The following is a 26,162-nucleotide window of genomic DNA, read 5'->3' on the forward strand; positions in this document are numbered from 1 at the left end:
CTCCCGTGTGTTCGACCGGGCGACTACCGATCCCGGGCGGCGATGAACTCCGCCAGCGCCCGAAGCTCCGATCGTTCCAGCCCCGCCGTCCGGAGCGCCTCCGCCGCCTCGCCGATCAGCCGATCCCGAAGGCGACGGCTTTCCTCCAGGCCGACAAGGGCCGGGTACGTCGCCTTGCCGAGGGCCTCATCCCGATGCGGCGTCTTCCCGAGCGCCGCGGCGTCGCCGGTTACATCTAAAATATCATCCTGAACCTGAAAAGCCAAGCCGATCGCCCGGCCGTACGCCGAAAGCGCCGCGAGCGTCTTTTCCCCGGCGCCGGCAAGGATCGCCGCCCCGACGACCGAAAAGCGGATGAGGGCCCCCGTTTTCATCCGGTGCATCGCCTCCAGGGCGGCGAGATCGACCCGGCGCCCCCCACCGGTGTAGGCAAGATCGAGCGCCTGGCCGCCGACCATCCCGACCGGACCGGCCGCCTCCGCCAGTTCCGCGACAAGCCGCACGACCACCCCCGGCGGGACGCCGTCCGCCGCCAGCCGGACGAGCGTCCCGAACGCGAGCGCCTGCAGCCCGTCCCCGGCGAGGATGGCCATCGCCTCCCCGAAGACGCGGTGGTTCGTCGGCCGCCCCCGCCGGAGGTCGTCGTCGTCCATCGCCGGAAGATCGTCGTGGATGAGCGAGTACGTGTGCACCATCTCGATCGCCGCCGCCAGGGGAAACCCTTTTTGATGCGGCGTGCCGAGGCTTTCCAGCGTCGCAAACACGAGCGCCGGCCGGAGGCGCTTGCCGCCGCCGAGAAGCGAATACGCCATCGCCTCCCGGAGCGCCTCCGGCGCCTCCGGCGGAAGATAGTCCGAAAGGGCCGCCTCGAACGCCTCAAGGCGCGGCCGCTGTCTGGCCCAGAACGCGTCCGGCGTCCGTTCCTCCGGAAGCCCCTCCGGGATCCCCGCTCCTTCGGGCGTCATCGTTCGGCGCCTCCAAAGGGCCGCTCCACCCAGAGCCCCGGCGCCTCTTCCAGGAGCACCGTCACCTTCTGCTCGACGGCGGTGAGGAGCTCGTCGCACCGGCGGGCAAGGAGCACCCCTTCCCGGTACAGGTCGATCGCCACCTCCAGCGGCACATCGCCGGACTCGAGGCGGCGGACGACGTCTTCCAGTCGTTCCAGGGCCGCTTCAAAGCCGAGCGCCTGAATCTCTTCCGGCGAAAGCCCCTCCGCCGGCCGCCCGGCGCCCGGATCCCCGTTTTCCGACCTCAGCCCTTCCGGCGCCCGTCCGCCGGCCTCCGCTCGGATCTCGTCTCCCACGACCACGCCTCCTCCCGGATGTCCCAAACCGTCACGATCGCCACGCCGTCTTCAAAACGAAGGCGGAGCCCCTCCCCCGGCGCGAGGGACGCCGCCCGTTTCACCAGCCGCCCGTCCGGGCCCTCGACGAGGGCATAACCCCGGCGCAGGGGGGCCAGCGGCCCCGCCGCCTCAAGGCGGGCGGCCCACTGGGCGAGGACGATGCGGTGCCGACGTAGCGCCTCCAGCATCGCCCGTCCAAGCCGCCGGCGGACCTCGTCGAACCGCCGCCTGGCCCGGACGACCTCGGCCTCCAGCCGCCGGACATCGCCGAGGCGACCGCGCACGGCCTCGAGGCGGGCCCGGCGCCGTTCGAGCGTCCGCTCCATCGCCCCCACGAGGCGTTCCGTCGCCCGGTCCAGCCGTTCCTCATGGGGGCGGATCAGCCGCTCCGGCGCCTGCCAGATCGCCCGGTCGAGGACCGCCTGAAGCCGCTCCCGGCCCCGACGGACCCGGTCGACGAGGCGCCCTTCCATCCGTCGGCGCAGTTCCGCAAGGAGCTTTCTGAGCTCTCGCCGATCCGGCACCGCCCGCTCGGCGGCACCGGTCGGCGTCGGCGCCCGAAGATCGGCGACGAAATCGGCGATCGTCGTGTCCGTCTCATGGCCGACGCCGCTTATGATCGGCACCGGTGAGGCGAAGATCGCCCGGGCGACCGCCTCGTCGTTAAACGCCCAGAGCTCCTCGATCGATCCGCCTCCCCGAGCGACGATCGCCACATCCGGCGGCGGGACGAGCGCCCGAAGCCGGTCCAAGGCCGCCACGAGCGACGCCGGCGCCTCGAGGCCCTGCACCTGCGCCGGGATGATGACGACGTTCGCCGCGGGGAAGCGGCGGCCGAGCGTCGTCAGAATGTCCCGGATCGCCGCGCCGCTCGTCGACGTGATGACGGCAACCCGCTCCGGAAAGCGGGGAATCGGCCGTTTCCGGTCGAAAAGCCCTTCCCGCCGGAGCTTTTCCTTGAGCTGCTCGAAGGCGAGGTACAGGTTTCCGATCCCGTCCGGCTGCATCTCCTTGACGTACAGCTGATAGACGCCGTCCCGCTCGAAGACGTCGACATCGCCCCGGGCGATGACCCGAAGCCCGTCCTCCGGCCGGAAACGGAGGGCGCGGTTCGCGCTGGCAAACATGACCGCCTGAAGCCGGGACGTCTCATCCTTCAGCGAAAAATACATGTGGCCCCGGGGATGATGCTTGAAGTTCGAAATCTCCCCTCGGACCCAGACGTCCCGGAACATCGCCTCCCGGGCAAGATGCGCCTTCACCAGGCGATTTAAGGCCGTCACCGTGAGCGCCCCTTCCGCCGACCGGCCGAGGTCGGGCTCATGCACCGGCCACATCCCGCCACCCCCGCCGGCGTCGGGCCGCCAAAACGGTATTCTTGAGGAGCATCGCCACCGTCATCGGCCCGACGCCCCCCGGAACCGGCGTAAGCCACTCCGCGACTTCCGCCACCGCCGGGTGAACGTCGCCGACGAGGTGGCCGGCCTCGTCCCGGTGGATGCCGACGTCGATCACCACCGCCCCGGGCTTGACGAACTCCGGCCCGAAGAAATGCTTCTTCCCCACGGCGACGACGACGATGTCCGCTTCCCGGGTGAACCGCCCGATCGGTCCGCTCCGGGAATGAAGCATCGTGACCGCCGCATCCCGCATCAGAAGAAGCTGCGCCGCCGGCCGACCGACGATGTTGCTCCGGCCGACGACGACCGCATGCCGCCCGGCGATCGGGATGTCGTACGCGTCGAGAAGGGCGACGATCCCCTTCGGCGTGCACGGCACAAGGCCCGACGCGTCGCCGCGGAACAGCCGCCCGGCGTTTTCCGGCGTAAAACCGTCGACGTCTTTGGCCGGGTCGATCGCTTCGATGACCGCCGCCTCATCGATATGCGGCGGAAGCGGCAGCTGAACGATCACGCCGTCGACGTCCGGATCGTCGCTGAGCGCCCGGACGCGGGCGACGAGCTCCGCCTCGGCGACCTCGGCCGGCAGGCGAACGACCGTCGAGCGCATGCCGACGGCTTCCGCCTTTTTGGCCTTCGACCGGACGTACGTCGCCGACGCCGGATCATCCCCGACGAGGACGACCGTAAGATGCGGCCACACCCCGCCGGCCCGAAGCGATGCCACGTCTTGCCGAAGCTCCTCCATCACCCGCTCGGCGACTGTCCGCCCGTCGATCGTCCGCGCCCCCATCGCACCGACTCCTTCGTCCTCATCTGTCTGATCAAGCTCCGTCTGTCAGTTCATGCTTCCCGTTCCGCCGCCCGCCGAGCGCTTCGACCGCCGGCGGCGCTTCCGCCGGAGGCTCGTCCGACGGATGGCCCAACCGCTCCCGCGCCCGGGCGATCCAGGCGACGCCGCACCCGTTGTCGCCGGCCAGCTCCGGCGGCGCAAACCGAAGCGGAAAACGCCGCCCGAGGCGCTCCTCGACGCGGCGGCGGATGAACGCGTTGGCGACGACGCCGCCGACGAGCACGAGCGGCCGGACCTCTTTCGCCCCGCCGAGGACGATCTTCTCGATCGCCCGAGCGACCGCCGCCTCCGTCGCCCGGGCGACCGCCGCCGCCGGCGCCCCCCGCTCGATCGCCCGAAGAAGCGCCGCCTCCGACCCGGATAGGTGCACCGCCCCGTCGGACGAGCGCACCGGCACCGCGATCGCCCGCGCCGCCTTCTCCTCCGCCTGCCGGGCCAGCGCCTCCAGGCACGGCCCCGCCGGAAAGGGACAGCCGAGGCGGACGCCGATGCGGTCGATGAGCTGACCGACCGTCACATCCCGCGTCCCGCCCCGGACGGCGATCCGGTAGCCGCCGGGCACCGGCGCGACGTCCAAAAGCTCCGTCGTCCCGCCGGATAAGTGAAGCGTCCAAAACGGCCCCGACGCCTCCAGCCGGTCGAAGGCGGCAATATGCCCTTCCTGATGGGTCGTCTCATAAAACGGGACCCCGGCGCCGGCGGCGAGAAAGCGGCCGAACGCCCGGCCGACCTCAAACACCGGCATGTACGACCCCTCGACCGGCCGCGGCCGGGCGCTCGCGGCGACGGCCCGAAGCCGCCGGCCCGAAAGCGCCGCCCGGATCTCGGCCGCCGCCCGGCCGAGCGTCCGCAAATGAAAAAAAACCGCCTCCGACTGCCGGGCTCCGACGGCCCCGGGCGCCACCGGGACGAGCCAGCGCCGGTCGAGGAGGACGGTCCCGTCCGCATCGATCAAGCAGATCGACGTCCGGTAGTTGCTCGTATCGATGCCGAGATACACCGCGTCCCCTCCGCTATCGGCCGCCTGCCGGCGCCCCGCCGTCTTCCGACGCCTCTTCGGCGCGCGAAGGCTCGCCGCCCGCCGCCGCGTCGCCTTCGGCGTCGCCGGCCTCGCCGAAGCGCTCCCGGAACACCCGGGACAGAAGACCGTTGATGAACACCCGCGCTCGCTCGTCGCTGTAGCGCTTCGCGAGCTCCACCGCTTCGTCGAGGGCGACCTTCGGCGGCACGTCGTCGACATAGAGGAGCTCGTACAGGCCGAGCCGGAGGATCGCCCGATCGATCACCGGGATCCGTTCCAGCCGCCAGCCGACGAGATGATCGACGATCAGCCGGTCGAGCCCCGCCTGTTCCCGGAGCACCCCGGCGACGAGCGCCCGGGCATACGCCCCCTCGTCGGACCCGAGCCCGAGCGCCTCGAACGCGGCCTCCGGCGTCGCGCCGGCCAGATCGATCTGATACAGCGCTTTTAAAGCCAACTCCCGCGCCGTTCGCCTCTGCATCCGCGCCGGGATCTCCTTTCCTCCCGCTCCGCCGGTCGGTTCCCCGACCCCCCCGGGCCCGAACCGGCGCCTCACCGGCGGTCCCGTTCAAAAAACGGCCGCTCCCGTTCGGTGAAAAATGACTCCGGCAAAAAACGCATGATCCAATCCGCCAGGCGATCCTTCCGGTCGTAGCGGCTGCCGATCCAGAAGCCGAGCGCCACCAGGACGGCGACGACGAACGCCCGCCACGCCCCGAACGCGAGGTAGACCGCGCTCACGAGAAGCGCGTATGCCGTCCCGAGGATCTTTCCCAGATGGGCCTGCCAGTCGAACATCGGCGCCCCTCCCGCTTACAGCACCCGGCGCCGGGGCGGCTTCGGCGCCTCCGGCCGCTCGACCTCGTGGACGAAAACCGACACCTTGCTGATCTCGACGCCGGTGATCGCCTCGACCTTGCTTTTGACCTCCGCCTGCACCCGTTCGATCAGCTCGGGGATCGGCGCCTCCCCGTCGACGCCGATTTTGATAAAAAATTGATATCCGTCGATCTCCGAGGGCTCAAAGCGAACGGCGACGTCGTGGGCGCCCGGGATCTTCTGCGCCGCCTTGGCGGCGAGATGCTCAAACGTCGACAGCGCGATCCGCGTCTCGCCGTAGGCGTTCCGGCCGGCCAGGGCCGTCTCCTGCCGCGGCCGCCGCCGGACGACGAGAAAGCGCAGGCTGAGAAGAAGGAGGGCGAGGGCGACGACCAGAAGCGCGATCTTGGACGGCAGCGACTGGTACAAAAAGGCCAGCGCATCGTATACCTGCGTCTCCAGAAGGCCGAGCGCCGGAACGATGAGGGCCGCGGAGACGACCAATCCGATGAGCGCAAACAGCCTGAGGAGCCAGTAATCGACTCCGGACACGTCGCTTCCCCCTTCTTCGGCTCCCGGGCCGCGGCGCCGGGCCGCCGCCCGCCCCAGCCGGCCGAGCTTCACCCAAATTATACCCGCGCTCACATACGTGTCAAATCGACTGGACGGCGGCGAGACGCCGTTCGAGGAACCGCGTGTCGACGTCGCCGGCGACGAACTGAGGATCGTCCATGAGCGCCCGGTGGAGCGGGATCGTCGTCTTCACGCCGGGACCCTCGACGACCATTTCGTCGAGCGCCCGGCGCATCCGCCGGATCGCCTCCTCTCGGGTCGGCGCCCAGACGATGAGCTTCGCGATCATCGAATCGTAATACGGCGACACCGTCGCCCCGGGGACGAGCCCCGTATCGACCCGGACGCCGAAGCCGCCCGGCAGCCAGAGCCGCTCGATCCGCCCCGGCGTCGGCATAAAATTCCGGTCGGGATCTTCGGCGTTGATCCGGCACTCGATTGCATGCCCCCGGAAGGCGACGTCCTCCTGCCGCACGCGGAGGGGCTCCCCGGCGGCAACTCGGATCATCTCCTGAACCAGATCGATGCCGGTGATCATCTCCGTCACCGGATGCTCGACCTGGATCCGGGTGTTCATCTCCATAAAGTAAAACCGGCCGTCTTCGTCGAGCAAAAATTCGACCGTTCCCGCGCCGACGTAATCGACGGCCTGCGCCACCCGGACCGCCGCCTCCCCCAGCGCCTGCCGGAGTTCCGGCCTCACCGCCGGCGACGGCGCTTCTTCGATCAGCTTCTGATGCCGCCTCTGCACCGAACAGTCCCGCTCGCCGAGGTGGATCACGTTCCCGAAGCGGTCGGCGAGGATCTGCACCTCGACGTGGCGGGGTCGGCGCAGGTATTTTTCCAGGTACACCCCCGGCGACCCGAAGGCCGCTTCCGCCTCCTGCATCGCCGTCGGCAAAAGCCGGATCAGCGCTTCCCGGTTCTCCGCCACCCGCATCCCTTTGCCGCCGCCGCCGGCGGTCGCCTTGATGATCACCGGATAGCCGATCGCCTCCGCGACCTCCGCCGCCTTCTCCGGCGTCTCGACGAGGCCGTCGGAGCCGGGGATCGTCGGCACGCCGGCGTCCGCCGCCGTCCTTTTCGCCGTCATCTTATCGCCCATCCGAGCGATCGCCTCCGGGCTCGGGCCGACGAAGGTGAGCCCGACGTGGCGGCACAGCTCGGCAAAATGCGCGTTCTCCGCGAGAAAGCCGTACCCCGGGTGAACCGCATCGGCGCCGACGGACGTCGCCAGGGCGACGATCTGCGTCATGTTGAGATAGCTTTCTTTGGCCGGCGGCGGACCGATGCAGTACGCCTCATCCGCGAGCCGGACGAACGGCGCCTCCCGGTCCGCCTCCGAAAAGACCGCCACCGTCCGGATGCCGAGTTCCTTCGCCGCCCGAATGATTCGGACGGCGATCTCGCCGCGGTTGGCGACGACGAGCTTCCGAAACATCGCGCCTCCTCCTCGTGACTCAGCCGTCCAGCCGCACCTTAAAGAGCGGCTGACCGTATTCGACGAGCGTGCCGTTTTGGACCAGCACCTCGACGATGGTGCCGCTCACTTCCGCCTCGATCTCGTTAAACAGCTTCATCGCCTCGATGATGCAGACGACCGTCCCCGGCTCCACCCGATCGCCGACTTTGACGAACGGCGGCGCCCCGGGAGACGGCGCTTCGTAAAACGTCCCGACCATCGGGGCGGTAATGATATGTATTTCCGCTTCTTCCTCTGCGCTCGCCCCCGGGCCCGGACCGCCCGCCTGCGCCTCGCCGCCGGCCGGCGCACCGCCTTCCGGCGCCTTTCGCTCCGGAGGCGCTCCCGCAAACCCGGACGGTCCCGCCGCCGGCGCGGCGAAATGAAATTCCTCCCGTCCGGCGGTAAGGCCGGGCGGCGTCTCTTTTTTGATGACGAGCCGTTCTCCTTCTTTTTCCCACTCCAGGTGCGTCACGCCGCTTTGATCGATCAGGCGGATGAGTTCGCGGATTTCCTTGAACGAAAACATCGACGTCCGATGCCTCCTTACTCTCCCGGCCGCTCGTGCCCATTATAGCATAACCGTCCGAAAGGAACCGCGGTCCATAAAAAAGCCGCCGCCGCATACGGTCGGCGGCTTCGGGCCGGCTTCGTCGACCCGTCCCCCTCCCCGGCGACGCCGGCCAGCCCCGCGCTTCCTCGGACGGCGGTTACGGCCGGGCGCTCACGGTCACATCCGTTCCCCGCACCCCCATGTTGGTCGTCACCAGCTGGATGATCGACACGACGTCGTCGGGCTTAAGCCCCGGCGAGCGGACGACGACGTTGACCCGGTTGTCGTCAGCCATGACGACCGCATCGGCGTAACCTTTGGCCCGGATGAGCGACTCCACCAGCTGCTCCTTCGACTCCAGTTCCTCCAGACGATCCAGCCGGGCGCTCGCCTCCTTGGCCGCCGCCTCGTCCCCCTTGCCGAGCTGCTCGAAATACCGCTCCATCTCCCGCGCCCGGGCCTGGTCCCGCTCCAGCCGGGCCGTGGCAAAATAATCGTCCTCCACCGGCACCGCCGTCGTCTTCGGCGCCGCGGATCCCTCCGCCGGGGCCCCTCCGGCGACCGGAGCGCGGTCATCCGCCGCCGTGTTGAGGGCGGCATCGGCCGGCGATGGGGCGGCGCCCGAAGCCCGATCGGTCGGCGACGTTGTCTTCGCCTTCGAGGCCGCATCGGCCGGCGCGTTTTCCGTTCCCGGCCGGCCGGATCCGGCGCCCGGATCGTCCACCGCATATCGGGACGAATCCGCCGGCGCCGTTCCGTCGTCCATGTAGAACAGGTAATACACCGAGAGGACGATGAGCAGCGTCAGCATCGTCATCAGCCAAAACGTCTGCCGCTTGGTCGACATCCGCTTCCCTCCCCGGTTCCTTAAGCGTCCCGCGCCCCCATGCGGCGCGCCTCCTTTAACGCACGGCCTTTTTCGGCACAACCGCCACCCGGTGCGGCGGCACATCGAGGGCGCGGCTCACGACGTCGGTGATCCAGGCCCGCACCGCGCCGCTTTCCGCCCCCTCCGCCACGACGACGACGCCCCGGACGCGGGGCTTCAGCGTCTTCACCACCACCGGCGCCTCTCCGCCGCCCTGCGCGAGGCGGACGACCTCTTCGTCGACCGTCGCGTCGCCGATCGTCCGGCGTCCTCCCTGCCCGTCAGACTCCACCGTCTCCTGCCGGCTCGTGCGGGTGTTTTTTTCGTACACCCGCTCCTCCGTCGAATCGAGGTTCACCATCACCGTCACCCGACCGACGCCGAGCACCTGCTCGAGCACCTCCGTCAGCATCGCCGCATACCGCGCTTCATACGCCGCCATCGTCTCTTCGGTCGCCGGCGCCGCGGCCTCCTTTGCCGGAGCCGGCGGCGGCCCCTCCCGCCCCCGGATCCCGCCCGCGAAAAGAGACGCGGCCAGGAGCGCGACGGCCAAAAGAAGGGGTGTGCGGGCTTTCGTCCAACCGTCCACCCCCCTTCCTCCCTTCTCCGCGGCCTCATCCCGGCAGGCGGCCGGCTACGGCCCGACGATCCGGATCGCCGCGGCGGGAAGTCCGTAGCGCTCCCGGAAAAAACGGAGCACCTCCGCCTCCAGTTCCCGCCGCTCCACCGGCGCCCGACGGCCTGCGGAGCCGGCGGACGGAAAGGCGCCGAGCTCCACCCGGATCGCCTCCACCGTCCCGGCGTCCTGTGCCGGGTCGTCCGCCGGGACTTTGCTATCCGTTTTATGACCCTGTCCCCGGAAATAGACCTCGACCGTCCGGACCTCCGGCGCCGGGCCGTCCCTCCCGAGGTGGACCCGCACCTCCGCCGGCCGGCCGACGGCCGCCGAAAGCCCGGCCGCCATCTCCCGCTCGAGAAGCTCCCGGGCGACCGCCGCCCGGGCCTCGACGCCGGCTTCCGCCAGCCTGGCCGTCTGGCGCGCGAGCGCCTGCCGGGCCGTCGCCCCGAACGGATCGCTCCCGGCCCGCGCCATGCGCTCCCAAATCGCCCGCTCATCAAGCTCCCGAACGCCGAAGCGCGAAAACACCGGACCGACGAGCGCCACGAGAACGAAAAGCCCCAGCACAAAACGGACGTAGCGGCGCATCTGCCCGCTCGGAAGCACGAGATCGACGACCGTCGCCATCAGCACGACGAAGATGAGTTCCCGGATCCAGTCGGACAAAAATCGCATCGTTCCCCCTCCGACGCCGCGACCTCCCCGGCCCGGCCAGCGACCCGACCGCGACCTTCCCGCCCCGACGGGCGGCCCGACCGTGACCCTTCCGGGCCGGCAAACGACCCGACCGAATCTTCCCGCCCCGGGAGACGGCCCGCCACGCAGCCCCCGGCCCGGCGGGCGACCCGGCCCCCTCCGACCGCCGGCCGGCCGCCGACGATCCGTCCCTAGCGGGCGAACAAGGACGCATTGGCCGCCACGAGAATGACGACAAGGGATAAAAAAAACATCATCCCGAGGGCGGTGAGCACCGCAAACATGAACATGAGCGCCCCGCCGATCGACTCGAGCGCCCGGACGACCGGCCCGTTTTCCAGCGGCTGCAGCACCGCCGCCGAAAACTGGTACACCAACGCGATCACGAACACCTTCGCCGCCGGATACGCCGCCGCAAGAAACAAGAGAAACACCCCGACGAGACCGACGGCATTTTTGAGGAGCATCGCCGCCCCCATCACCGTCTCCGTCGCGTCGGAAAACATTCGGCCGAACACCGGCACCGTGCTCGAGACGACGTACTTCGCCGTCCGGAGCGCGACCCCGTCGGCGACCGCCGCCGCCGTCCCCTGGACCGACAGCACGCCGAGGAAAACCGTAAAAAAGACGCTTAAGGCCGTGATCGCCAGCCGGTTCAAAAGCCGCCCCAGGTTCGTCACCGCATACTGCTCCGAAAACAAACTCACAAGCGCCAGCACCGCCGAGAAGAAAAAGAGCGGAAAGACGACCTGATCGATCACCACCGCGCTCGTGTGGACGAAAAACAAGACGAGCGGGTGAAACAGGCCCGACGAGAGCCCCCCGCCGGTCGCCGCGAGCAGCGAGAGGAGCACCGGGAGAAGCGCCACCATCACCCCTTCCATCCCCTGGATCGCCCGGTGGGCGCTTTCCGTCGCCAGGCGAAAGCTGTCGAGGACGAGGGCGCTTAAAATGAGAAACGTTACGTACTGCGCCACGCGGCTTACGGCCCGGTGTTCAAAGGCCCCCTGGATGTGCTCCAGCACCGTGCTGAAGACGGTGAGCAGGAGAAGGGTCGAAATCAGCCCCCCGAGGGCGACGAGTTCCCCGACGGCGTAGCGGAAGACCCCCCGGGCCGCTTCCGACCACGGGAGCCCCTGAAGCGCCTCCCGAAAGAGCCCCCGCACCTCCCCCGGCACCTCCGGCGGCAGATAGGCCCGATACGCCTCGAGCGACCGGCGATACGCCTGTTCGATCTCCGACAGATCGAGCGCCCGAAGTTCCAGCTCCACCGCCCGGTCGAGGAGCGCCGCCGCCCCGGAGCGCCCGTCCCCCGGCCCCGGCGCCAGCCCCTCGAAGCCGACGTCCGGCCCCGCCGGACCGGACGCCGGCCCCCCGACGACGATGTCCGGCTCCGCCGACCCGGCCGCCCGCCCCTCGCCGACGATTCCCGCGGCCGCCGCCCGCGCCGACGTAGGCGGCGTATGGCCCTCCGGTTCGGCCGCTTTCGGCCCGCCCCCCCAGAGCAACCAGAACACCGCCGCGCCGATCGCCCATCGGACGACCCGGTTCCGCCACCGGCGAAAGCGTTGAAACGCGCCTTCCTCGCTTCGCACCGCGCCGCCTCCTCCCCGCCCGCCGCCTGCCGATGCGGTGCCCCCGGCTTGGGCCTCGCCTCGCTACGGGATCAGCCTGAGCACCGCTTCGATGAGCGCCTCGATGATCGGCACCGCCATGAGGAGGATCATGAGCTTCCCGCCGAGCTCGATCTTTCCGGCGATCGACCCCTCCCCGGCGTCCCGGCTGATCTGGGCGGCAAAGTCGGCGATATATGCGACGGCGACGATCTTCAGGATCGTCGCGACGAAGAGCGTATTCACCTTCGCCCGCTGCGCCAGGTCGGCCAGCAAGGCAACGATCTTCACCACATCGTCCAGAATGAGAAAAAAGAGCATCACGCCGGCGACCAGCACGACAAAAAAAGCAAACGCCGGCCGCTCCGCTTTGAGCACCAGGCTGAGGGCCGTCGCCGTGAGTCCGATGCCGACGATTTGCCAGATCTCCATCTCCGTCTCCACCCGCCGCCCTGCTCAATAGAAATGAAACACGCGCTGCAAATGTTGAAATAAATTTTGCAAGTATCCGGCGATCATGGAAAGCACGAAGACAAACCCGACGAGCGTCAGCCAGTCGGCCCAATCCTCCCGCCCCACCTGTTTGAGCACCGTATGGAGCATGCCGGTGATGATCCCCACCGCCGCCACGAGAAAGAGCGTCTGCGCCTCCGGCCCCATCCGTCTCCCTCCCGCCTACAAAAAGAGCACCAGCAAAAACAGCCCGAACAAAAAGCCGAACGCCCGAGCGAGCCGCCCGTAGCGGGCTTCCTCTTCCCGGGCCCGCGCCTCCAGCGCCTCCAGGGCCGAAAGGGCCAGGCGGAGGTGTCGAATTTGCGACGCCACGTCCGTCCGGCCGAGCACCTCGGCAAGGGCGGACACCGCCGCCTGCTCCTCCCGGCCGAGATGGGCCCGTGGAAAATGACGCTCTACCGCCTGACGGAACGCCGGCGCGAGGTCGTCCGTCCCGCCGGCGATCGCCTCGGCCACCTCGGCAAAAAACCCCGCGAGCGGTCCGGACGTCCCCGCCGCCAGACGGCGAAAGATCTCCTCCAAAGCCGTCCGGCCGTAGACGATCTCCGTCTCCATCCGGACGAGCGCCTCCCGAAGCGCCCGGAGCTGCCGCGGCCGCATCCGGTACCCCTCGGCGACGGCCAGACCGCTCCACAGGGAAAGCGCCCACAGCATCATCCCGAGCCATGCTTCGTGCATCGCCATCCCCCCGGTCAGCCCGTCACCGCCCCGCCTCGAACGGCCGACGCTCCCTTCCGACTCCCCTCCCGCGCCGACCAGAGCACCCGAAGCGCTCCGTCGTAGACCGCCTGAACGCCGACGCCGCCCGCCTGTCGCCGGAGGACGATCCACCGCTCGAACAGTCCGGCTTCCACCAGCGGGCGAAACGCCGGCCGCGTCCGAAGCGCCTCCGGCCGGTCCCCGTGGACCGTCGCCAGCACGACCACGCCCGCCGAAAGCGCCGTCCGGACGGCGGCAAGATCCGCCTCGCCGCCGAGCTCGTCGACCGCGACCACCTCCGGGCCGAGCGCCCGCACGGCCATGACAATGCCTTCGGCCTTCGGCGTTCCGTCGAGCACGTCCGTCCGGGGTCCCACGTCGAACGACGGCACCCCGTCCACCGCCGCCGCGATCTCCGACCGCTCGTCGATCACGGACACCCGGCGGCCCTGAAGCCGGAACCGGTCCGAACCGGCGCTTAAAAGCCGAACCAGATCCCGAAGCACCGTCGTCTTCCCGCCCCGCGGCGGCCCCACGAGGATCGTGCTGAGAAGCCGATTGTTTTCCAGCACGTACGGAAGGAGCATCTCCCCCGCGCCGACGACCGGCCGCGGCAGGCGGATGTTGAGACTCCCGATCGAGCGCAGGCGGAGCACCCGCCCCCCTTCGACGACCGCTTCCCCGGCGACGCCGACCCGAATGCCCCCGGCGAGCGTCACGTACCCCCGCCGGATTTCTTCCTCCAGCGCATACACCGAATGGCGGGTCAGGATGGCAAACGTCCGCCGAACGTCGTCGGCCGACACCCGGACGGCCCCGTCCGTCGCCGCCCCGAGGCGCCCGTCCGGAGTCAAAAAGCCGGCCCGTTCCCCGGCGACGACTTCCACCGGCCGTCCGGCCCGGAGTCGAATTTCCTCGGGAAGCCCCGCGGCCGACAGCGCCTCAAGCGCCCTTCCGATCGCCGGCGGGAGCGCCGGAAGGAGCCGGGACCGCACCATCGCTCGCAGTCCGACCGTCTCCGAGGTCGGTTCTTTCGTCGACGCTCCAAATCCGGCCACCTGCGTCCCCCCTCGTCCGCCTATCCCCACCGTATGCGCCGCCCGTCCGCCTTAGAATCGACAAAAAAAAGCGGACGATCGCCTCTCGGACGATCGCCCGCCGTCACCGCCGGCATTTGTTTTACCGCTTTACCCCCGGAGCGCTGCCCTCGCCCGCCGCCGGACGGTCCATTTCAAGGAGCGCCCCGATTCCGAACGCTGCGCCGGTTCCCCGAAAACCGCGCCGGTTCCGGAGATCGCTCCCCTTGCGAAGGCCGCCCCGGTCCCTCACGCCCGGGAGACATATTCCCCGGAGCGGGTGTCGACGATGATCTTGTCCCCGACGTTGACAAAAAGCGGAACCGTCACCACGTACCCCGTCTCGAGCTTCGCCGGCTTCGATCCGCCGGACTGCGTATCGCCGCGGATCCCCGGCTCCGTCTCGACGACTTCCAGCACCACCGTGTTCGGCAGCTGAATGCCGATGATCTCCCCCTGGTACTGCACGATATGCACCGTCATGTTTTCTTTCAGGAAGTTCAGCTCGTACTCCAGCTGCTGCCGGTTCAGCGTCACCTGTTCGTAAGTGTTCATATCCATAAACGTATACTCATCGCCGCTTGCATACAGATACTGCATCTCCCGCGTCTCCACGTGGGCCCGGGGCACCTTTTCCCCTGCCCGGAACGTGTCTTCCCGGATGTTTCCGTTCCGCAAATTTTTTAATTTTACCCGCACAAAGGCCGAGCCCTTGCCGGGTTTGACATGCTGAAACTCCAGCACCTGCCAGGGATCGCCGTCGAGTTCGAGCGTGATGCCGTTTCGAAGGTCGTTCGTCGAAATCATGCCCGTCATCCTTCCTGACCAAAGCTTCTCCACCATCTTAGCAATCCCGCTTCATCTTCGCAATCCGACCTCTTCGCCATTCGGCCCCCTTCCCCTGCCAGCCCCAATAAATCGCTTCCCCGTTCATCCGATCGCTTAAGGGCGCTTTTCCGCCCGTCAGCCGACGACGACGAGGGCCTTCGTCGCCAGCGTCAACACCTCGACTCCCGCTTCCGTCACCAGCACGTCGTCCTCGATCCGCACCCCGCCCAGGCCGGGCAGATAAATGCCCGGCTCCACCGTCACGACCATCCCCGGCCGGAGCGCCTCTTCGCTTCGGGACGAGAGGGCCGGCTTTTCATGCACTTCCAGACCGATGCCGTGACCGGTGCTGTGGCCGAAATACGGCCCGTATCCGGCCGCCTCGATGGCCGACCGGGCGGCCCGGTCCACTTCCCGGGCCAAAACTCCCGGGCGCACCGCCTGAAGCGCCGCCTCCTGCGCCCGCCGGACGACCTCGTAGACCTCCAGGAGCCTCTCCGGCGGACGGCCGACGGCAAACGTTCGGGTGATGTCCGACACATACCCTTCGACGACGACGCCGAAGTCGAGCGTGACGAGCTCCCCGTCCCCGATCGGCCGATCGGACGCCGTACCGTGCGGCAGGCTTCCCCGTTCGCCGGAGGCGACGATCGTCGGAAAGGCGATCCCTTCCGCCCCCTGCCGCCTCAGGAAACTTTCAAGCTCGAGCGCCAGCTCCCGCTCCGTCATCCCCGGCCGGGCCATCTCAAGCGCGTACGTCACCCCGAGGTCCGCCAGCCGGCAGGCGGCGCGGATGCGCTCGATTTCGCCGGCCTCTTTCACCGTTCTCAGCGCTTCGACGAGCCCCGACGCCGGTACCCACTCCCCCGGGACCGCCTCCGAAAGAAGGCGAAAGTGCGCCACCGACAGATGCTCCGCCTCAAACCCGATCCGCCGAGCGCCGGCGGCCGTCAAGTGTTCCGCCGCCCGATCCCAGTATCCGCCGCCGGCGGCGATGTCCACCTGAACGCCGATCGCTTCCGCCTGCGCCTGTTCTTCATAGCGAAAATCCGTGATCAAGACCGCCCGATCCTGAAGCACGACGACGAGGCCGGCCGACCCGGTAAAACCGGTCAGATACCGCCGATTCGGCCCGTGCGTCACCACGAGGGCCGAAAGCCCTTCGGCCCGCAGCCGTTCCTGAAGCCGGATCAGGCGTTCGTTTTTCTCCGGATGCTCCGTCACCGGTTCTTCTCCCCCAACTCCGGCGCCTTCAGCGCCGGGTTTTCCCCGCCGCTTTTTCCGAACCCGCCGGCAGCCCCTGAGTTTCCCCCATCGCCGGCAAGGCCGCCGAACGCGTCCGCGACGGCTTGTCCCCGAAGGTGCGCAAGAAGCCCCACGAGCGCAAGCTCATAACCGAGCGCCCCGAGCCCGCTCACCGTCCCGAGGACGACCGGTGCGACGAGGCTCCGGCGGCGAAACGCCTCCCGCCGATGCACGTTCGAAAGATGCACTTCCACCGCCGGGAGGCCGACCGCCGCCAGCGCATCCCGAATGGCCACGCTCGTATGAGTGTAAGCCGCAGGATTCAGAATGAGGCCGTCAAATTGCCCCGGGGCCGCGCCGATCCAGGCGACGATCTCCCCTTCGTGGTTGGACTGTCGGCACTCGACGAACGCCCCGAGCGCCCGGCCGAGCGCCCTGAGCCGCCCGTCGATCGCCTGAAGCGTCGTCCGGCCGTAGATCTCCGGCTCCCGGGTCCCGAGAAGCTGCAGATTGGGCCCATGAATGACGAGAACGCGCACGCCCCCTCCCCCTTTCGCCGATCATTCTACCACGTCACCAGCGGGGATTGGAAAAGGCGTGCACGAGGCTCGCTCCGATCATCAGCGAGGCCAGGACGAACAAAGACAGCGTCACCACCCGCGTGTTCACATCCGGATAGCCGAGCCCGACGAACGCCGCCCACAGGAGCGCGCCGCCGATGAGGCCCGGCCAGAACGCCCGAACCCGTGCCAGCGTAAACGCATAGAGGAGCGCGTAGGCGGACAAAAGCCCGTACACCGCCGCCAGTCCGCCGATCGTCCGCGCCCAGGACGGCGTTCCGGCCGGCGCGAGATGCCGGATGAGATCCGACGGAACGAGCTCGGTCCATCCGAGGGCGCCGGCGAGGTAAGCCAGCCCGCCGAAGAGGACCGTCGCCGCGAGCGCCACGCCGAATGCCGCCCGAATCCGCTCCCCTTCTCCCGGTTCCCGTCCCTTGCGACGGGCCCGTCGCCGCCTGGTCACATCGCTCACCTCCCCGCCTGACCGTCCGGCCTGCCTGCGCCCCTCGCCCCGGACGCCGCCGGTCGCCGGGACACCGGCCGCGCCGGAAGCGGCCGCCGCCTAGAACCGGCTTCCGCTCCCGCGGGCAACGCCCGGCCGACGGCGCTCCTTCCGCTTTCCGGCCACCGATGCTCATTCGCGTGCCGGCCGCCGATGCCCGAACCGCTTCCGGACCGGGCCGGCACCGTCGATTCGGTGCGGTCTATAGTCTTCCCGACGGCGCCGAACGTTCAATCCGCCTGGCCGGTCTTCGGACCAAGCCTTGATGCGCCGGGGAACCATAAAAAAGCGCGCCGGAAGGCGCGCTTTTTTCGATCCGACGATCACTTTTTCTCCGCCAGCCAGGCGGCCACCGCTTTGGCGTCGTCGCCCTTGAGGAGCCCGCCCGGCATCGTCCCCTTGCCGTTTTCGATGATCGACAAAATCTCATCCTCGCTCAGCCGAGCGCCGACTTGCCGGAGGTCCGGCCCGAGGCCGCCGCTCAAATCCTGCCCGTGGCAGCTGGCGCACGTCGACTTAAAGAGCGACTCCGCCTGCGCCGTCGCGCCGCCCGTCGCCGTGCCGGTCCCCGTCTGACCGCCCTCCGTCTGACCGCCCCCCGACTGACCGCCGCCGCAGCCGGCCGCCGCCAGAATGAGGGCGCTTCCGGCAAGCACGAGAAGACGTTTCCGCATCGACATCCTCCTCTCTTTTCATGCCCTAAGGGCTCGCATCTCCTTGATTTTAACAAAACGGCGGTCAACGCATCCGGCCATCGGGAAGAAAAAAATGGCGGTTTTGTGACCCGAAGCCCATCGCTCAAAGATCACACCCCATACCGAGCTCCGGTATGCGCGAGGTGCACCGGACCCGAAAATACCGCCGCCGCCGCCTCGACGAGGGCGTGGTGCATCCCGTAGTGCGGAAGATGCGTCAGCACCAGCCGCCGGGCTTCCGCCTCCGCCGCGAGCCGCCCCGCCTCCTCGGCGTTCATGTGCCCCGCCGGCGTTCCGTCTTCCCCGGCGTACACGCTCGATTCCGCGATGAGGAGGTCCGCCCCCCGACAAAAGGCGACAAGCTCTGGGAAAAACCGCGTATCCGACGTATAGACGATCGCCTTTCCGTCCGCCTCGACCCGAACCGCCAGCGTCTCCACCGGGTGAACCGTCCGAAGGAACGAAAACCGCCCGCCGCCGATCTCCAGCCGATCCCCTTCCCGGATCGGGATGAGCGTCGTCCCCTCGATCCCCTCAACCGCCCGCACCATCGCCTCCGGCGACGGCGGCGCGTAGATCGGAAGCTCCTTCTTCCCGCCGGCCTTCCGGTCGAGCAGCATCGCATACTGCAGCACGCCGAGATCCGCGACGTGATCGTGATGAAAATGCGTCACGATCACCGCGTCCAGTTCTTTCGGCATGCGGTACTTCATCAGTTTCCCCAGAACGCCGCTTCCGACATCGAGGAGCACGCTCGTCCGGCCGATTTCCAGCAAATAGCCGGCCGTCGCCCCCTCCGCCTCCGGATACGCGCCCCAGAAACCGAGCACGGTGACCAGCACGAACCATCGCCTCGCTTTGAACTCGACGCGTGATTGGTTGCTTGACGGCCCTCCGCCCCTCGGGCACCGCCTGCCGAAAACCGCCCTTCGGACGCCGCCCGCATGCTCCAAACGCTTAGACCGCCGGCGACCGAAGCCCGTCCTCATCCGGCATCCCCAGGACCGCGCCCAAACCGCCGGCCGCCGCGGCCCGCCCGAATCGGCGCCTCAGGCGTTCGCCCGCTCACCCGCCCCGACGCCGCCCCTCTGATCGGCCCCGGCCTGGGCGCCGGCGCTTCCGGACGCCGCGCCGATCCCGTCGTCCGCCTCCGGCCGACCGGCTCCCGGCCCGTCGTCGACGTCGGTTTCCGCCCCGGCGCCGCCTTCCGCCCCCCCCTCTCCCCGCTCCTCTTCATTCCTTGCCCGAAATTCCCGGAACGCCGCCAGCCGCTTCGGATCTTCCTTCAGAAACTGGACGAGGTCGCTCAGCGCCGACAGCGTCTCCGGACCGACGTGATGCTCCATCCCTTCCACGTCGGCGACGACGTCCCCCTCGGGCACACCGATCAGGCGCAAAAACTCCTCCAAAATCGCGTGCCGGTCGACGAGCCGCTTGCCGAGCTTCTTCCCCTTCGGCGTAAGGACAAAACCGCGGTACTTTTCGTATTTCAAGTATTCACTTTTATCAAGTTTCTGGATCATCTTCGTTACCGAGGACGGATGTACTTCCAGCGCCTCCGCAATGTCGGCCACCCGGGCATATCCTTTTTCTTTGATCAGCGTAAAAATCTGCTCCAGGTAGTCTTCCATGCTCGGCGTCCGCGTCACCGCCCATCCCCCCCCATCATTGTCTCCATCATAGCGGCAAACCGACGGCGACGCAAGGGACGGGCGGATGAAAAAGCGCGAAAAGGCATAAAAAAGCCGCCGCCTGCGCGACGGCCGACGGCGTCTTTTACCCCTTCGGCGACTCGTCGTTGTCCGCTTCCCCGTACGTCTCGTCCGCCGGCGGAAGATGCCGCGGGATGCTTTCGTGGAGCTCCCGGTTCTCATATTGAAAGGCCGAAAGGCGCGTATCGTCCGGGTGCCACTCCCGCCCGACCTCCATCTCCCGCGGCGCCCCGTACGGCCCCTCCGGGAACTCCTCCGGGATGAGCTCGTGCCGCCACGACTCGACCGCCTTCACATCCCGGCGCCGCCGGCGGAAAAAATCGAAGCGGCCCACCGAATCCCCCTCTCCGGCGAGGATGCCCGGCCAAGATGTCGCTCGGCCTGTTCCAAGCATCTCCCACCGGCCGAAAACCATGCCCCCTTTTTCACTGGACGGCCGGAAAACGAAAAACGGGCCCCATCAGACCCGTCTTTCTCCCGGCAGCCGTTCTCCGGGCAAAAGCCAGACGAGCGCCCCGTTCACAAACGTCAGCGCCCAAAGCCCGACGAACACCGACCGCATTCCCGCCTCAAGCGCCGAGGCAAGAAGCGCCGGGTCGACCCCCGTCACACCGCTCAGCCCTCCGCCCAGAAAAAGCGTCCCGAGGGCCCGCATCGCCCGCTCCGCCTCATCCGGCGAAAGCCCTCCGGCGACAAGCGCCCGCTCCACGCCCCGGTTGAGAAGCGCCCCGAACACCGCCGCCCCCACCGTCCCGCCGAACAGCCGCATGAACAAATTCGTCGATGTCGCCGCCCCTCGAAGCGCCCACGGCACGCGGCTCTGGATCGCCACGATGTACGCCGTATTCGTAAATCCCATCCCGAGGCCGATCCAAAACGACGCCGCCCCGGCGTACAGCGCCCCGTACGCCGGCCGCATCAAGGCAAACATCGTCCCGCCGACGAAAAGAAACACCGCCCCGGCGATCGCCGCCGCCCGCGGTCCGATTCGTCCGTACAGCCGGCCGAGGACGAACGACCCGAGCGGCCAGCCGATCGACATCGCCGTCAACGCCATGCCGGCCACCTCCGGCGGCCGCCCGAGCACCCCCTGCACGTAGCTCGGCAAAAACGTCGACAGCGCGATAAGCGCCGCCCCCGTGATGAACGTCGCTCCGTTCGCCACCGCGATCAGCCGCTCCCGGAAAAGCGCCGGCGGCATCACCGGCTCGCGAGCCCGGCGTTCCGCCCACACAAAGAAGGCGGACGCCCCGAGGCCGAGCGCGAGAAGAGCCGCCGTCTCCCAGCTTTGCCACGGCCAGAGCGAGCCGGAAAACAAAAGTCCGCCCATCCAGCCGACGAGGGCGAGAAAAAGCGCCGCCGCCCCGGCCCAATCGATCGCCGGCCGCTCCGTCCGCGCCGGCTCCTCCAGAAACAGAAGCACGAGCGCCACCGACACCGCGCCCACCGGCACGTTGATCCAGAAGATCCACGACCAGTGCCAGAACTTGACGATCAGCGCCCCGATCATCGGACCCGTCAGGGCCGACAGCGCCCAGACGCTCGACAGCCACCCCTGCACCCGGGCCCGCTCCGTCCCCGGGTAAACGTCTCCGATCATCGTCTGGGCGATCGGCATCACGCTCCCCGCCCCCAGGCCCTGCAAAAAACGGAAAGCGATCAGCCAGCCCATCGACGGGGCCAGCCCGCTCAAAATCGATCCGAGCAAAAAAAGCGCCACCCCGCCCGCATACGCCGGCCGACGCCCGAACAAATCCGCCACTTTCCCGAAGATCGGCGTCGTCACCGCCTGCGCCAGCATAAAGCCGGAAAACACCCACCCGATCCAGCGAAAACCGCCGAGGTCGCCGACGATCGTCGGCATCGCCGTCGCGACGATCGTCGACTCGACCGCCGCCATGAACATCCCGAGCATCGCCGCCGCAAGCACGTACGGCCGAGAAGCCCGAATCCGTTCGTCCAGCGTCGCCGGTTCCGCCACGATTTCCCCCCCCTCTCGGACTTCATGAAACCTTGATCCGTCCCGCTGGCAAAGCCTTCGCTTGCCGCTCGACCGGCCGGATCTCCGGTGCGCCGATTCCTGCCGACCTCCCGCCAGGCCCGCGCCGCATCGAACCGCCGCCTTGCCCGGGCGAAAGGTCATGTGAGCAAATCATCCGATCGGACGGATCGGCGAGGATTTCCCGGTTCTTACCACCGCCATGCGCGTATTCTATCATGCGACTCAAGAATGCACAACCGGCTTCATTCCCGTGAATTATGAATATTTCATCGTTTATTGCTGTAAATTACTGACGCAGTCATTTCGATCTCATCCATGGGTGGCCACATCCTTTTCTAGTTCAAAAAACGCCTTGTTGATCGCCTCGCGGAGCACCTCCAATTCACCGGTTTCCCATTTTTCGGCTTTTATTTCCGGCTCCGGTATGGCTTCAAACCAGCGTCGAAAAAGCATCCCCATGAACTCCTTGGCGAAATGTTCCGTCACGATGCAATCAATGGAATCCGAAACAGAGAGAATCTTTTTCCCATCCCTAAAAAGCCCGTAAACATACCCTCGATCTCCAGACATCGTCATCACGCTCCATTGAGCAAAGTGAAGGAATCCGAAAACGCCCTGAACGGAATGATCGGTACCTGATCACCGGAATCGAGGCGCCAAATACATAGAAGGCCGGCGCCGATTCGGCCCCGCGTTCCGAACCGGCGCTGGCGTCTTGAGCGAAAATCGATCAACGAATTTTCTACGTCTTTTTTGTGTCGCGAATTAGCGAGGCTCGCCCTTTATGAGCGCATCGACGTCTGCAGGTTCGGCGTCATGGACAAGACCTTTCGCCCGCAGGGCCGCTTCCGTCCACTCCGGAAGCCGAACGATCTCCCCGCCCGTCGCGTCGTAGACGATCTCCTTCTGCCGGTTCCCCTTCTTGTCATAATAGATTTCTTTCCATTTCGCTTCCTTTTGACCATAGATGTCGGCGTAATAGACCACCTTGTATCCGCCGGATAACGGCACCACCTCCGTGCGTTGAACCGGGACCGCCGCATCTTCCGCGTCCTTCAGGTCCGGGGAGAGAGCGATATTGTCCTCCTGGTGAAGCCCTTTTGTCGCGGCATAACCGGCCACGCCCGGAAGGGCCAGCGCCAGCGCGACCAAGCCGCCGATCATCGCCGTCCGACGCTTCCGCTTCATCATACCGATCGATCCTCCTTTATTTCAATAAAGCAACGAGCCCCTTCGATCATTATGATACCACATCTCTCCTGTTTTGTCTGTCGTCCATCCGGATGACGGCCGTGTCAAGGTTCGGTAGGCAGGGATCTCACCGCAAGGGAAATCCGCGCTCAATCTCATGGGAAGACCGGTCTCGTAAGCTCGCGCAAAACGAACTATCCCCCGGTTTCCCAACGAAAGGACCTTCCAGCGCCGGAAGCTGCCCCCGCAGCCACTTCCGGCCGCGTGAACCAGCCCCGGCCGGACATCCGGATTTCGCCAATGGGGTTTTGCTTCTTTCGCCTCGGACCGGCCCCCTTGCGCCTCTGACCGAACCGCAGACGGGGAGTTTCGTGTGCCTCAAACCGGCATACGAAAGGATCACAAGGGGAGCGGCCGCGTTTTTGACGGTTCTATTCGTTCGGACGTCAGACCTCGTCGGGCGAAGATGGTCGATCCAGTGGACTTAATTCACCATCCTTTTAGAGGGCACCCTGGGCCAGCCCCGGGCTTTGGAAGCCCTCCAGTTCGGTCTGGAGGTGAAAAACCCCGGCTCCTACATCTTCGCTGTGGGCCAACCGGGGTCGGGTCGAGACAACACCGTTCTTCGGCTGGTGGAAGCCATGGCCAAGAACCTGCCCACCCCTCCCGATAGGGTCTGCGTCCATAGCTTCGAAGATCCCCAGGCTCCCATCACCCTTTCCCTTGGGTGCAGACCTAACAGATCCGGATCCGTTCGGCCAATAGCGCATCGAGGGCTTCGACGCGCTTTGCTTCAAGAGACGCTTTTGATGCCCTCTTTGAAACGCGAGAAGAAGGATTCGACGATGCGATTTTCCTTCGGACCCCGAAGGCGGAACGATGGTCGCTGCCCTTCTTCGAACAGAAGATGACCGACCCACGCGTGACTCAAGAAGGCGCCGCCCGGATCGGGATGGAGGGTGGCTTTCGGGCGCTCTCACTTGGTGGTGAGCCCCTCAAAGGCGTCCGGTGCCCGTTCGGACTCTCTTCGTTTCTTCTCGGCTTCCCGGCGCTTTTTCTGGTCATCCCCCGTCGCTCGGGGAATGCGAAGCGCCTTAAGGAGCATCGGCATAAGGAGCATCGGCAGGGGTGCCCGTCGCCCGGTCAGCGGACGGATGCGCTCCTGAAGCGGAAGTTGATCTCGCTCCCCGCCCGAGGAAGTTTGTGAGGAGCAAGAGGCGCATGACCCGTCTCGGATAGCCTCATCGTACCGCTATGCGTTCCTTTAATAGATGTTCTACACTTGCCAATCGTTCGGTGAGTTTCGAAAGTTGCTCCGCCGCTTTGACCTGCTGTTCCGTCGAAGCGTTGATCTCTTCCATACCGCTGGATATATCTTGAGCGGCTCCGGCCACTTCGCTGATCGTACGGTTCATCTCTTCCAGAACCTGCGATTGTTGCTCGGTGGCCTGAGCGGATTGTCGGGCGTTTTCCTCGATCGTTCGGCTCCGTCGGACGATTTCCTCCAAAACGTCGCGAGACTGCTTAGAGAATGCGCGACTTTCTACCACCGCCTCAACCAATCGCTCAATCAGGGCGACCGCTTTTTGCGTCTGCTCCCGGTTGTGGTTCAAAAGGGTGATGATCACTTTGGACGACTCAGCGCTTTCTTCCGCCAGCTTGCGAATTTCGCCCGCCACGACGGCGAATCCGCGACCGTGTTCTCCCGCTCGAGCCGCTTCGATGGCCGCGTTCAACGCTAAAAGGTTCGTCTGGCTGACGATGTGCGTAATGGTTTCTGCGAGCTGCATGATCTTTTCGGATCGTTCGTCTGCTTCCGTCATCGCGCGTTTCATCTCGTCGGCGTACTGGTGCACAAGCTTGAGCTGCTGATCGACGGTGGCGACCGCCTTTGCGCCATCTTGCGCATATTGCACCGACTGGCTTGCATATTCGCTGGCCTGCGTGGCCTGACGAAAGATTGTTTCCGCGGTCGTGGAAATTTCCTGTATTCCTGCCTGCATTTCCTCCGCAGACGCGGCCAGTTCTTCCGTTGCTGCGGCGATCTGCTCTACGGCCGATAACAATTCGCGTGTGGTGGCTTCCGAAGATTCCGCGGTCTCTTTCAGAGTTGTGGCGACGATTTGAAGATCTTCGGCGCTTTGCGAGACTTCTTGCAGCAACTTCTGTGTTCGGTGATGGTGGGTCAAGAAAGAATCCCACACAACGGCAAGTTCCCGAAGCCTGTATCGGATTGGCGTTTGAACTCCCTCCGCTTTATGTCCGAGCTGACCGTTTTCGATGCGATGCATCGCCTGTTCTAAAGGATGAAGAAGAAAAGTTAGCACGCCCAGAACCCCTAACGCAGACAAAAAGAGCGCAAGGTAAAGCGCGATGATGCCGACATGAGGAAGAAAAGAAAAGATAAGGGAAAGTAAAAGAATAAGCAACCAGGCGAAAACGACCGGTTTGCTTGGAATGGCGTTTCGAGCGTTCATGATGAACCGTCCCTCCCTAGACGTCCGGTATAAGTGCTCATCAGCAATTATCGGCATGAGGAGAAAAGGAGGGTATGGTCTTTGATTCCTATTTTTTTTTTTTTTTTTTTTTGTAAATTCTAACCTTTATTTTATCCGCTTGATGGTGTAAAAGCCTTTTTAGCGTTACAGAACCCTCCGGTGAAAGCCTTGGAAATCATCCCGGGATGGAGCGTGTAGGTTTAGGAAGGCAGGCAGAAGTCCACGCTGTACAAAGCGAATGGAGATCTCACCGATAAAATACCGGCCTTCTCTCAGATAGAGGAACAGATGGCCCACGCGCCCGCCGGCTGACCCGAAAAAAAGATGACGCTTCTTTGGGCAGCGGGGCCGGCTGAAAGAGCGGATGTTTCGCCAGGGCGGAAGAGTCTAACCGTCGGGCGTGGGAATAGGAAGGTAAAATCCACTGCATCGGCACGCCTTCCGGATCAAGTCCAGTATCATGTGTAAATTGCCCTCTTCGGCGAATGAAAGGACAGGTCACTCAGGCATTCACAACGTGCAGCATGGCCGGCTCAGTGGATTTCTGTTGTTCCTTCTTCCACTGCCAATACTCATCCATATTCAGGTAGCGGTGCCCAGTGGTCCACGTCTCGTCTATCTCCATGAGTAGCGCTCCAAGCAACCGTATCACGGATTCCCGGTTGGGAAAGATGCGGATGACTCTTTCACGACGGCGAATCTCCTCGTTGAGTCGTTCCACGCCGTTCGTGGTACGCAAGCGCCGCCGATAGCGATCCGGCAAGACCAGCACGGCCGTGACGTCGTCAAAGCCCTCCTCTAGCACCTTGACGGCCTTGG

General features: G+C 66.4%; 30 protein-coding genes and 1 pseudogene. All 31 read right to left on the minus strand.

What is annotated here, in order from left to right; genetic code table 11:
- Positions 1-23 precede the first annotated feature (23 nt).
- Positions 24-965 (minus strand): polyprenyl synthetase family protein, encoded by a 942-nt coding sequence (locus SA87_RS12270; protein WP_066203802.1) that lies wholly within the window; start codon positions 963-965, stop codon positions 24-26.
- Positions 962-1,303, minus strand: coding sequence for an exodeoxyribonuclease VII small subunit (gene xseB / locus SA87_RS12275; protein ID WP_322787500.1), 342 nt, complete (start codon positions 1,301-1,303; stop codon positions 962-964). Before xseB ends, SA87_RS12270 begins: the two co-directional genes overlap by 4 nt.
- Complete coding sequence (gene xseA / locus SA87_RS12280; protein ID WP_066203805.1) at positions 1,252-2,682, minus strand: exodeoxyribonuclease VII large subunit; 1,431 nt, start codon at positions 2,680-2,682, stop codon at positions 1,252-1,254. The genes xseB and xseA overlap by 52 nt, the downstream gene beginning before the upstream one ends.
- Positions 2,666-3,538: a bifunctional 5,10-methylenetetrahydrofolate dehydrogenase/5,10-methenyltetrahydrofolate cyclohydrolase gene (locus tag SA87_RS12285; protein WP_066203808.1), complete on the minus strand. Its 873-nt coding sequence runs from the start codon at positions 3,536-3,538 to the stop codon at positions 2,666-2,668. The genes xseA and SA87_RS12285 overlap by 17 nt, the downstream gene beginning before the upstream one ends.
- A gap of 31 nt (positions 3,539-3,569) precedes the next feature.
- A complete protein-coding gene (locus SA87_RS12290) occupies positions 3,570-4,598 on the minus strand; it encodes a Kae1-like domain-containing protein (RefSeq protein ID WP_066203811.1) in 1,029 nt (342 codons plus the stop codon).
- A 13-nt stretch (positions 4,599-4,611) separates the two neighbouring features.
- Positions 4,612-5,100, minus strand: a complete 489-nt coding sequence (gene nusB / locus SA87_RS12295; RefSeq protein WP_082718314.1) for a transcription antitermination factor NusB — start codon at positions 5,098-5,100, stop codon at positions 4,612-4,614.
- A gap of 71 nt (positions 5,101-5,171) precedes the next feature.
- The gene (locus SA87_RS12300; RefSeq protein WP_066203819.1) at positions 5,172-5,417 is read right to left on the minus strand and encodes a DUF2273 domain-containing protein; all 246 of its coding nucleotides are present in this window, start codon (positions 5,415-5,417) and stop codon (positions 5,172-5,174) included.
- A gap of 15 nt (positions 5,418-5,432) precedes the next feature.
- Positions 5,433-5,990, minus strand: a complete 558-nt coding sequence (gene amaP / locus SA87_RS12305) for an alkaline shock response membrane anchor protein AmaP (RefSeq protein ID WP_169793303.1) — start codon at positions 5,988-5,990, stop codon at positions 5,433-5,435.
- Positions 5,991-6,090: 100 nt separating this feature from the next.
- Entirely contained in the window at positions 6,091-7,452 is a 1,362-nt protein-coding gene (gene accC, locus SA87_RS12310; protein ID WP_066203824.1) for an acetyl-CoA carboxylase biotin carboxylase subunit, read from the minus strand.
- A 19-nt stretch (positions 7,453-7,471) separates the two neighbouring features.
- Positions 7,472-8,002: an acetyl-CoA carboxylase biotin carboxyl carrier protein gene (gene accB / locus SA87_RS12315; protein WP_066203826.1), complete on the minus strand. Its 531-nt coding sequence runs from the start codon at positions 8,000-8,002 to the stop codon at positions 7,472-7,474.
- Between the two features lie 181 nt (positions 8,003-8,183).
- The gene (locus SA87_RS12320; protein WP_066203830.1) at positions 8,184-8,873 is read right to left on the minus strand and encodes a SpoIIIAH-like family protein; all 690 of its coding nucleotides are present in this window, start codon (positions 8,871-8,873) and stop codon (positions 8,184-8,186) included.
- Positions 8,874-8,928: 55 nt separating this feature from the next.
- Positions 8,929-9,483: a stage III sporulation protein AG gene (gene spoIIIAG / locus SA87_RS12325; protein ID WP_066203833.1), complete on the minus strand. Its 555-nt coding sequence runs from the start codon at positions 9,481-9,483 to the stop codon at positions 8,929-8,931.
- Between the two features lie 45 nt (positions 9,484-9,528).
- A complete protein-coding gene (gene spoIIIAF, locus SA87_RS12330) occupies positions 9,529-10,188 on the minus strand; it encodes a stage III sporulation protein AF (RefSeq protein WP_082910561.1) in 660 nt (219 codons plus the stop codon).
- Between the two features lie 212 nt (positions 10,189-10,400).
- On the minus strand, positions 10,401-11,804 hold the full coding sequence (gene spoIIIAE, locus SA87_RS12335) for a stage III sporulation protein AE (protein ID WP_082910562.1): 1,404 nt from the start codon (positions 11,802-11,804) through the stop codon (positions 10,401-10,403).
- 63 nt (positions 11,805-11,867) lie between these two features.
- Positions 11,868-12,254: a stage III sporulation protein AD gene (gene spoIIIAD, locus SA87_RS12340; protein WP_066203839.1), complete on the minus strand. Its 387-nt coding sequence runs from the start codon at positions 12,252-12,254 to the stop codon at positions 11,868-11,870.
- Between the two features lie 24 nt (positions 12,255-12,278).
- Positions 12,279-12,482 (minus strand): stage III sporulation protein AC, encoded by a 204-nt coding sequence (gene spoIIIAC / locus SA87_RS12345; protein WP_066203842.1) that lies wholly within the window; start codon positions 12,480-12,482, stop codon positions 12,279-12,281.
- 15 nt (positions 12,483-12,497) lie between these two features.
- The gene (locus SA87_RS12350; RefSeq protein WP_169793249.1) at positions 12,498-13,013 is read right to left on the minus strand and encodes a stage III sporulation protein AB; all 516 of its coding nucleotides are present in this window, start codon (positions 13,011-13,013) and stop codon (positions 12,498-12,500) included.
- Between the two features lie 14 nt (positions 13,014-13,027).
- Complete coding sequence (spoIIIAA, locus tag SA87_RS12355) at positions 13,028-14,092, minus strand: stage III sporulation protein AA (protein ID WP_245637746.1); 1,065 nt, start codon at positions 14,090-14,092, stop codon at positions 13,028-13,030.
- Between the two features lie 267 nt (positions 14,093-14,359).
- Positions 14,360-14,917, minus strand: a complete 558-nt coding sequence (efp, locus tag SA87_RS12360; RefSeq protein ID WP_066203847.1) for an elongation factor P — start codon at positions 14,915-14,917, stop codon at positions 14,360-14,362.
- A gap of 156 nt (positions 14,918-15,073) precedes the next feature.
- Entirely contained in the window at positions 15,074-16,162 is a 1,089-nt protein-coding gene (locus SA87_RS12365) for a M24 family metallopeptidase (protein WP_066203851.1), read from the minus strand.
- Positions 16,159-16,722, minus strand: coding sequence for a type II 3-dehydroquinate dehydratase (gene aroQ, locus SA87_RS12370; protein WP_066203854.1), 564 nt, complete (start codon positions 16,720-16,722; stop codon positions 16,159-16,161). Before aroQ ends, SA87_RS12365 begins: the two co-directional genes overlap by 4 nt.
- 34 nt (positions 16,723-16,756) lie before the next feature.
- Positions 16,757-17,215, minus strand: a complete 459-nt coding sequence (locus tag SA87_RS12375; RefSeq protein WP_156516553.1) for a hypothetical protein — start codon at positions 17,213-17,215, stop codon at positions 16,757-16,759.
- Between the two features lie 353 nt (positions 17,216-17,568).
- Positions 17,569-17,919 (minus strand): cytochrome c551, encoded by a 351-nt coding sequence (gene cccB, locus SA87_RS12385; protein WP_066203930.1) that lies wholly within the window; start codon positions 17,917-17,919, stop codon positions 17,569-17,571.
- A gap of 131 nt (positions 17,920-18,050) precedes the next feature.
- Positions 18,051-18,782: an MBL fold metallo-hydrolase gene (locus SA87_RS12390; RefSeq protein WP_066203868.1), complete on the minus strand. Its 732-nt coding sequence runs from the start codon at positions 18,780-18,782 to the stop codon at positions 18,051-18,053.
- A 384-nt stretch (positions 18,783-19,166) separates the two neighbouring features.
- Positions 19,167-19,571 (minus strand): annotated as a pseudogene (mntR, locus tag SA87_RS12395) (transcriptional regulator MntR); the annotation flags it as partial.
- Between the two features lie 145 nt (positions 19,572-19,716).
- Positions 19,717-19,986 carry a hypothetical protein gene (locus tag SA87_RS12400; protein WP_066203933.1) on the minus strand — a complete coding sequence of 90 codons (270 nt, stop codon included), beginning with the start codon at positions 19,984-19,986 and terminating at the stop codon, positions 19,717-19,719.
- Between the two features lie 126 nt (positions 19,987-20,112).
- A complete protein-coding gene (locus SA87_RS12405) occupies positions 20,113-21,633 on the minus strand; it encodes an MDR family MFS transporter (protein WP_066203877.1) in 1,521 nt (506 codons plus the stop codon).
- Between the two features lie 330 nt (positions 21,634-21,963).
- The gene (locus SA87_RS13375; protein WP_169816971.1) at positions 21,964-22,230 is read right to left on the minus strand and encodes a hypothetical protein; all 267 of its coding nucleotides are present in this window, start codon (positions 22,228-22,230) and stop codon (positions 21,964-21,966) included.
- A gap of 189 nt (positions 22,231-22,419) precedes the next feature.
- Positions 22,420-22,842, minus strand: coding sequence for a hypothetical protein (locus SA87_RS12410; protein WP_169816972.1), 423 nt, complete (start codon positions 22,840-22,842; stop codon positions 22,420-22,422).
- A gap of 1,244 nt (positions 22,843-24,086) precedes the next feature.
- Entirely contained in the window at positions 24,087-25,322 is a 1,236-nt protein-coding gene (locus SA87_RS12420) for a methyl-accepting chemotaxis protein (RefSeq protein WP_066441216.1), read from the minus strand.
- Between the two features lie 523 nt (positions 25,323-25,845).
- Positions 25,846-26,162, minus strand: a 317-nt coding sequence (locus SA87_RS12425) for a transposase (protein ID WP_211264209.1), incomplete at its 5' end; no start/stop codon positions are given.

This window comes from Hydrogenibacillus schlegelii (genome assembly GCF_001653195.1).
GTDB lineage: Bacteria > Bacillota > Bacilli > Thermicanales > DSM-22653 > Hydrogenibacillus > Hydrogenibacillus schlegelii.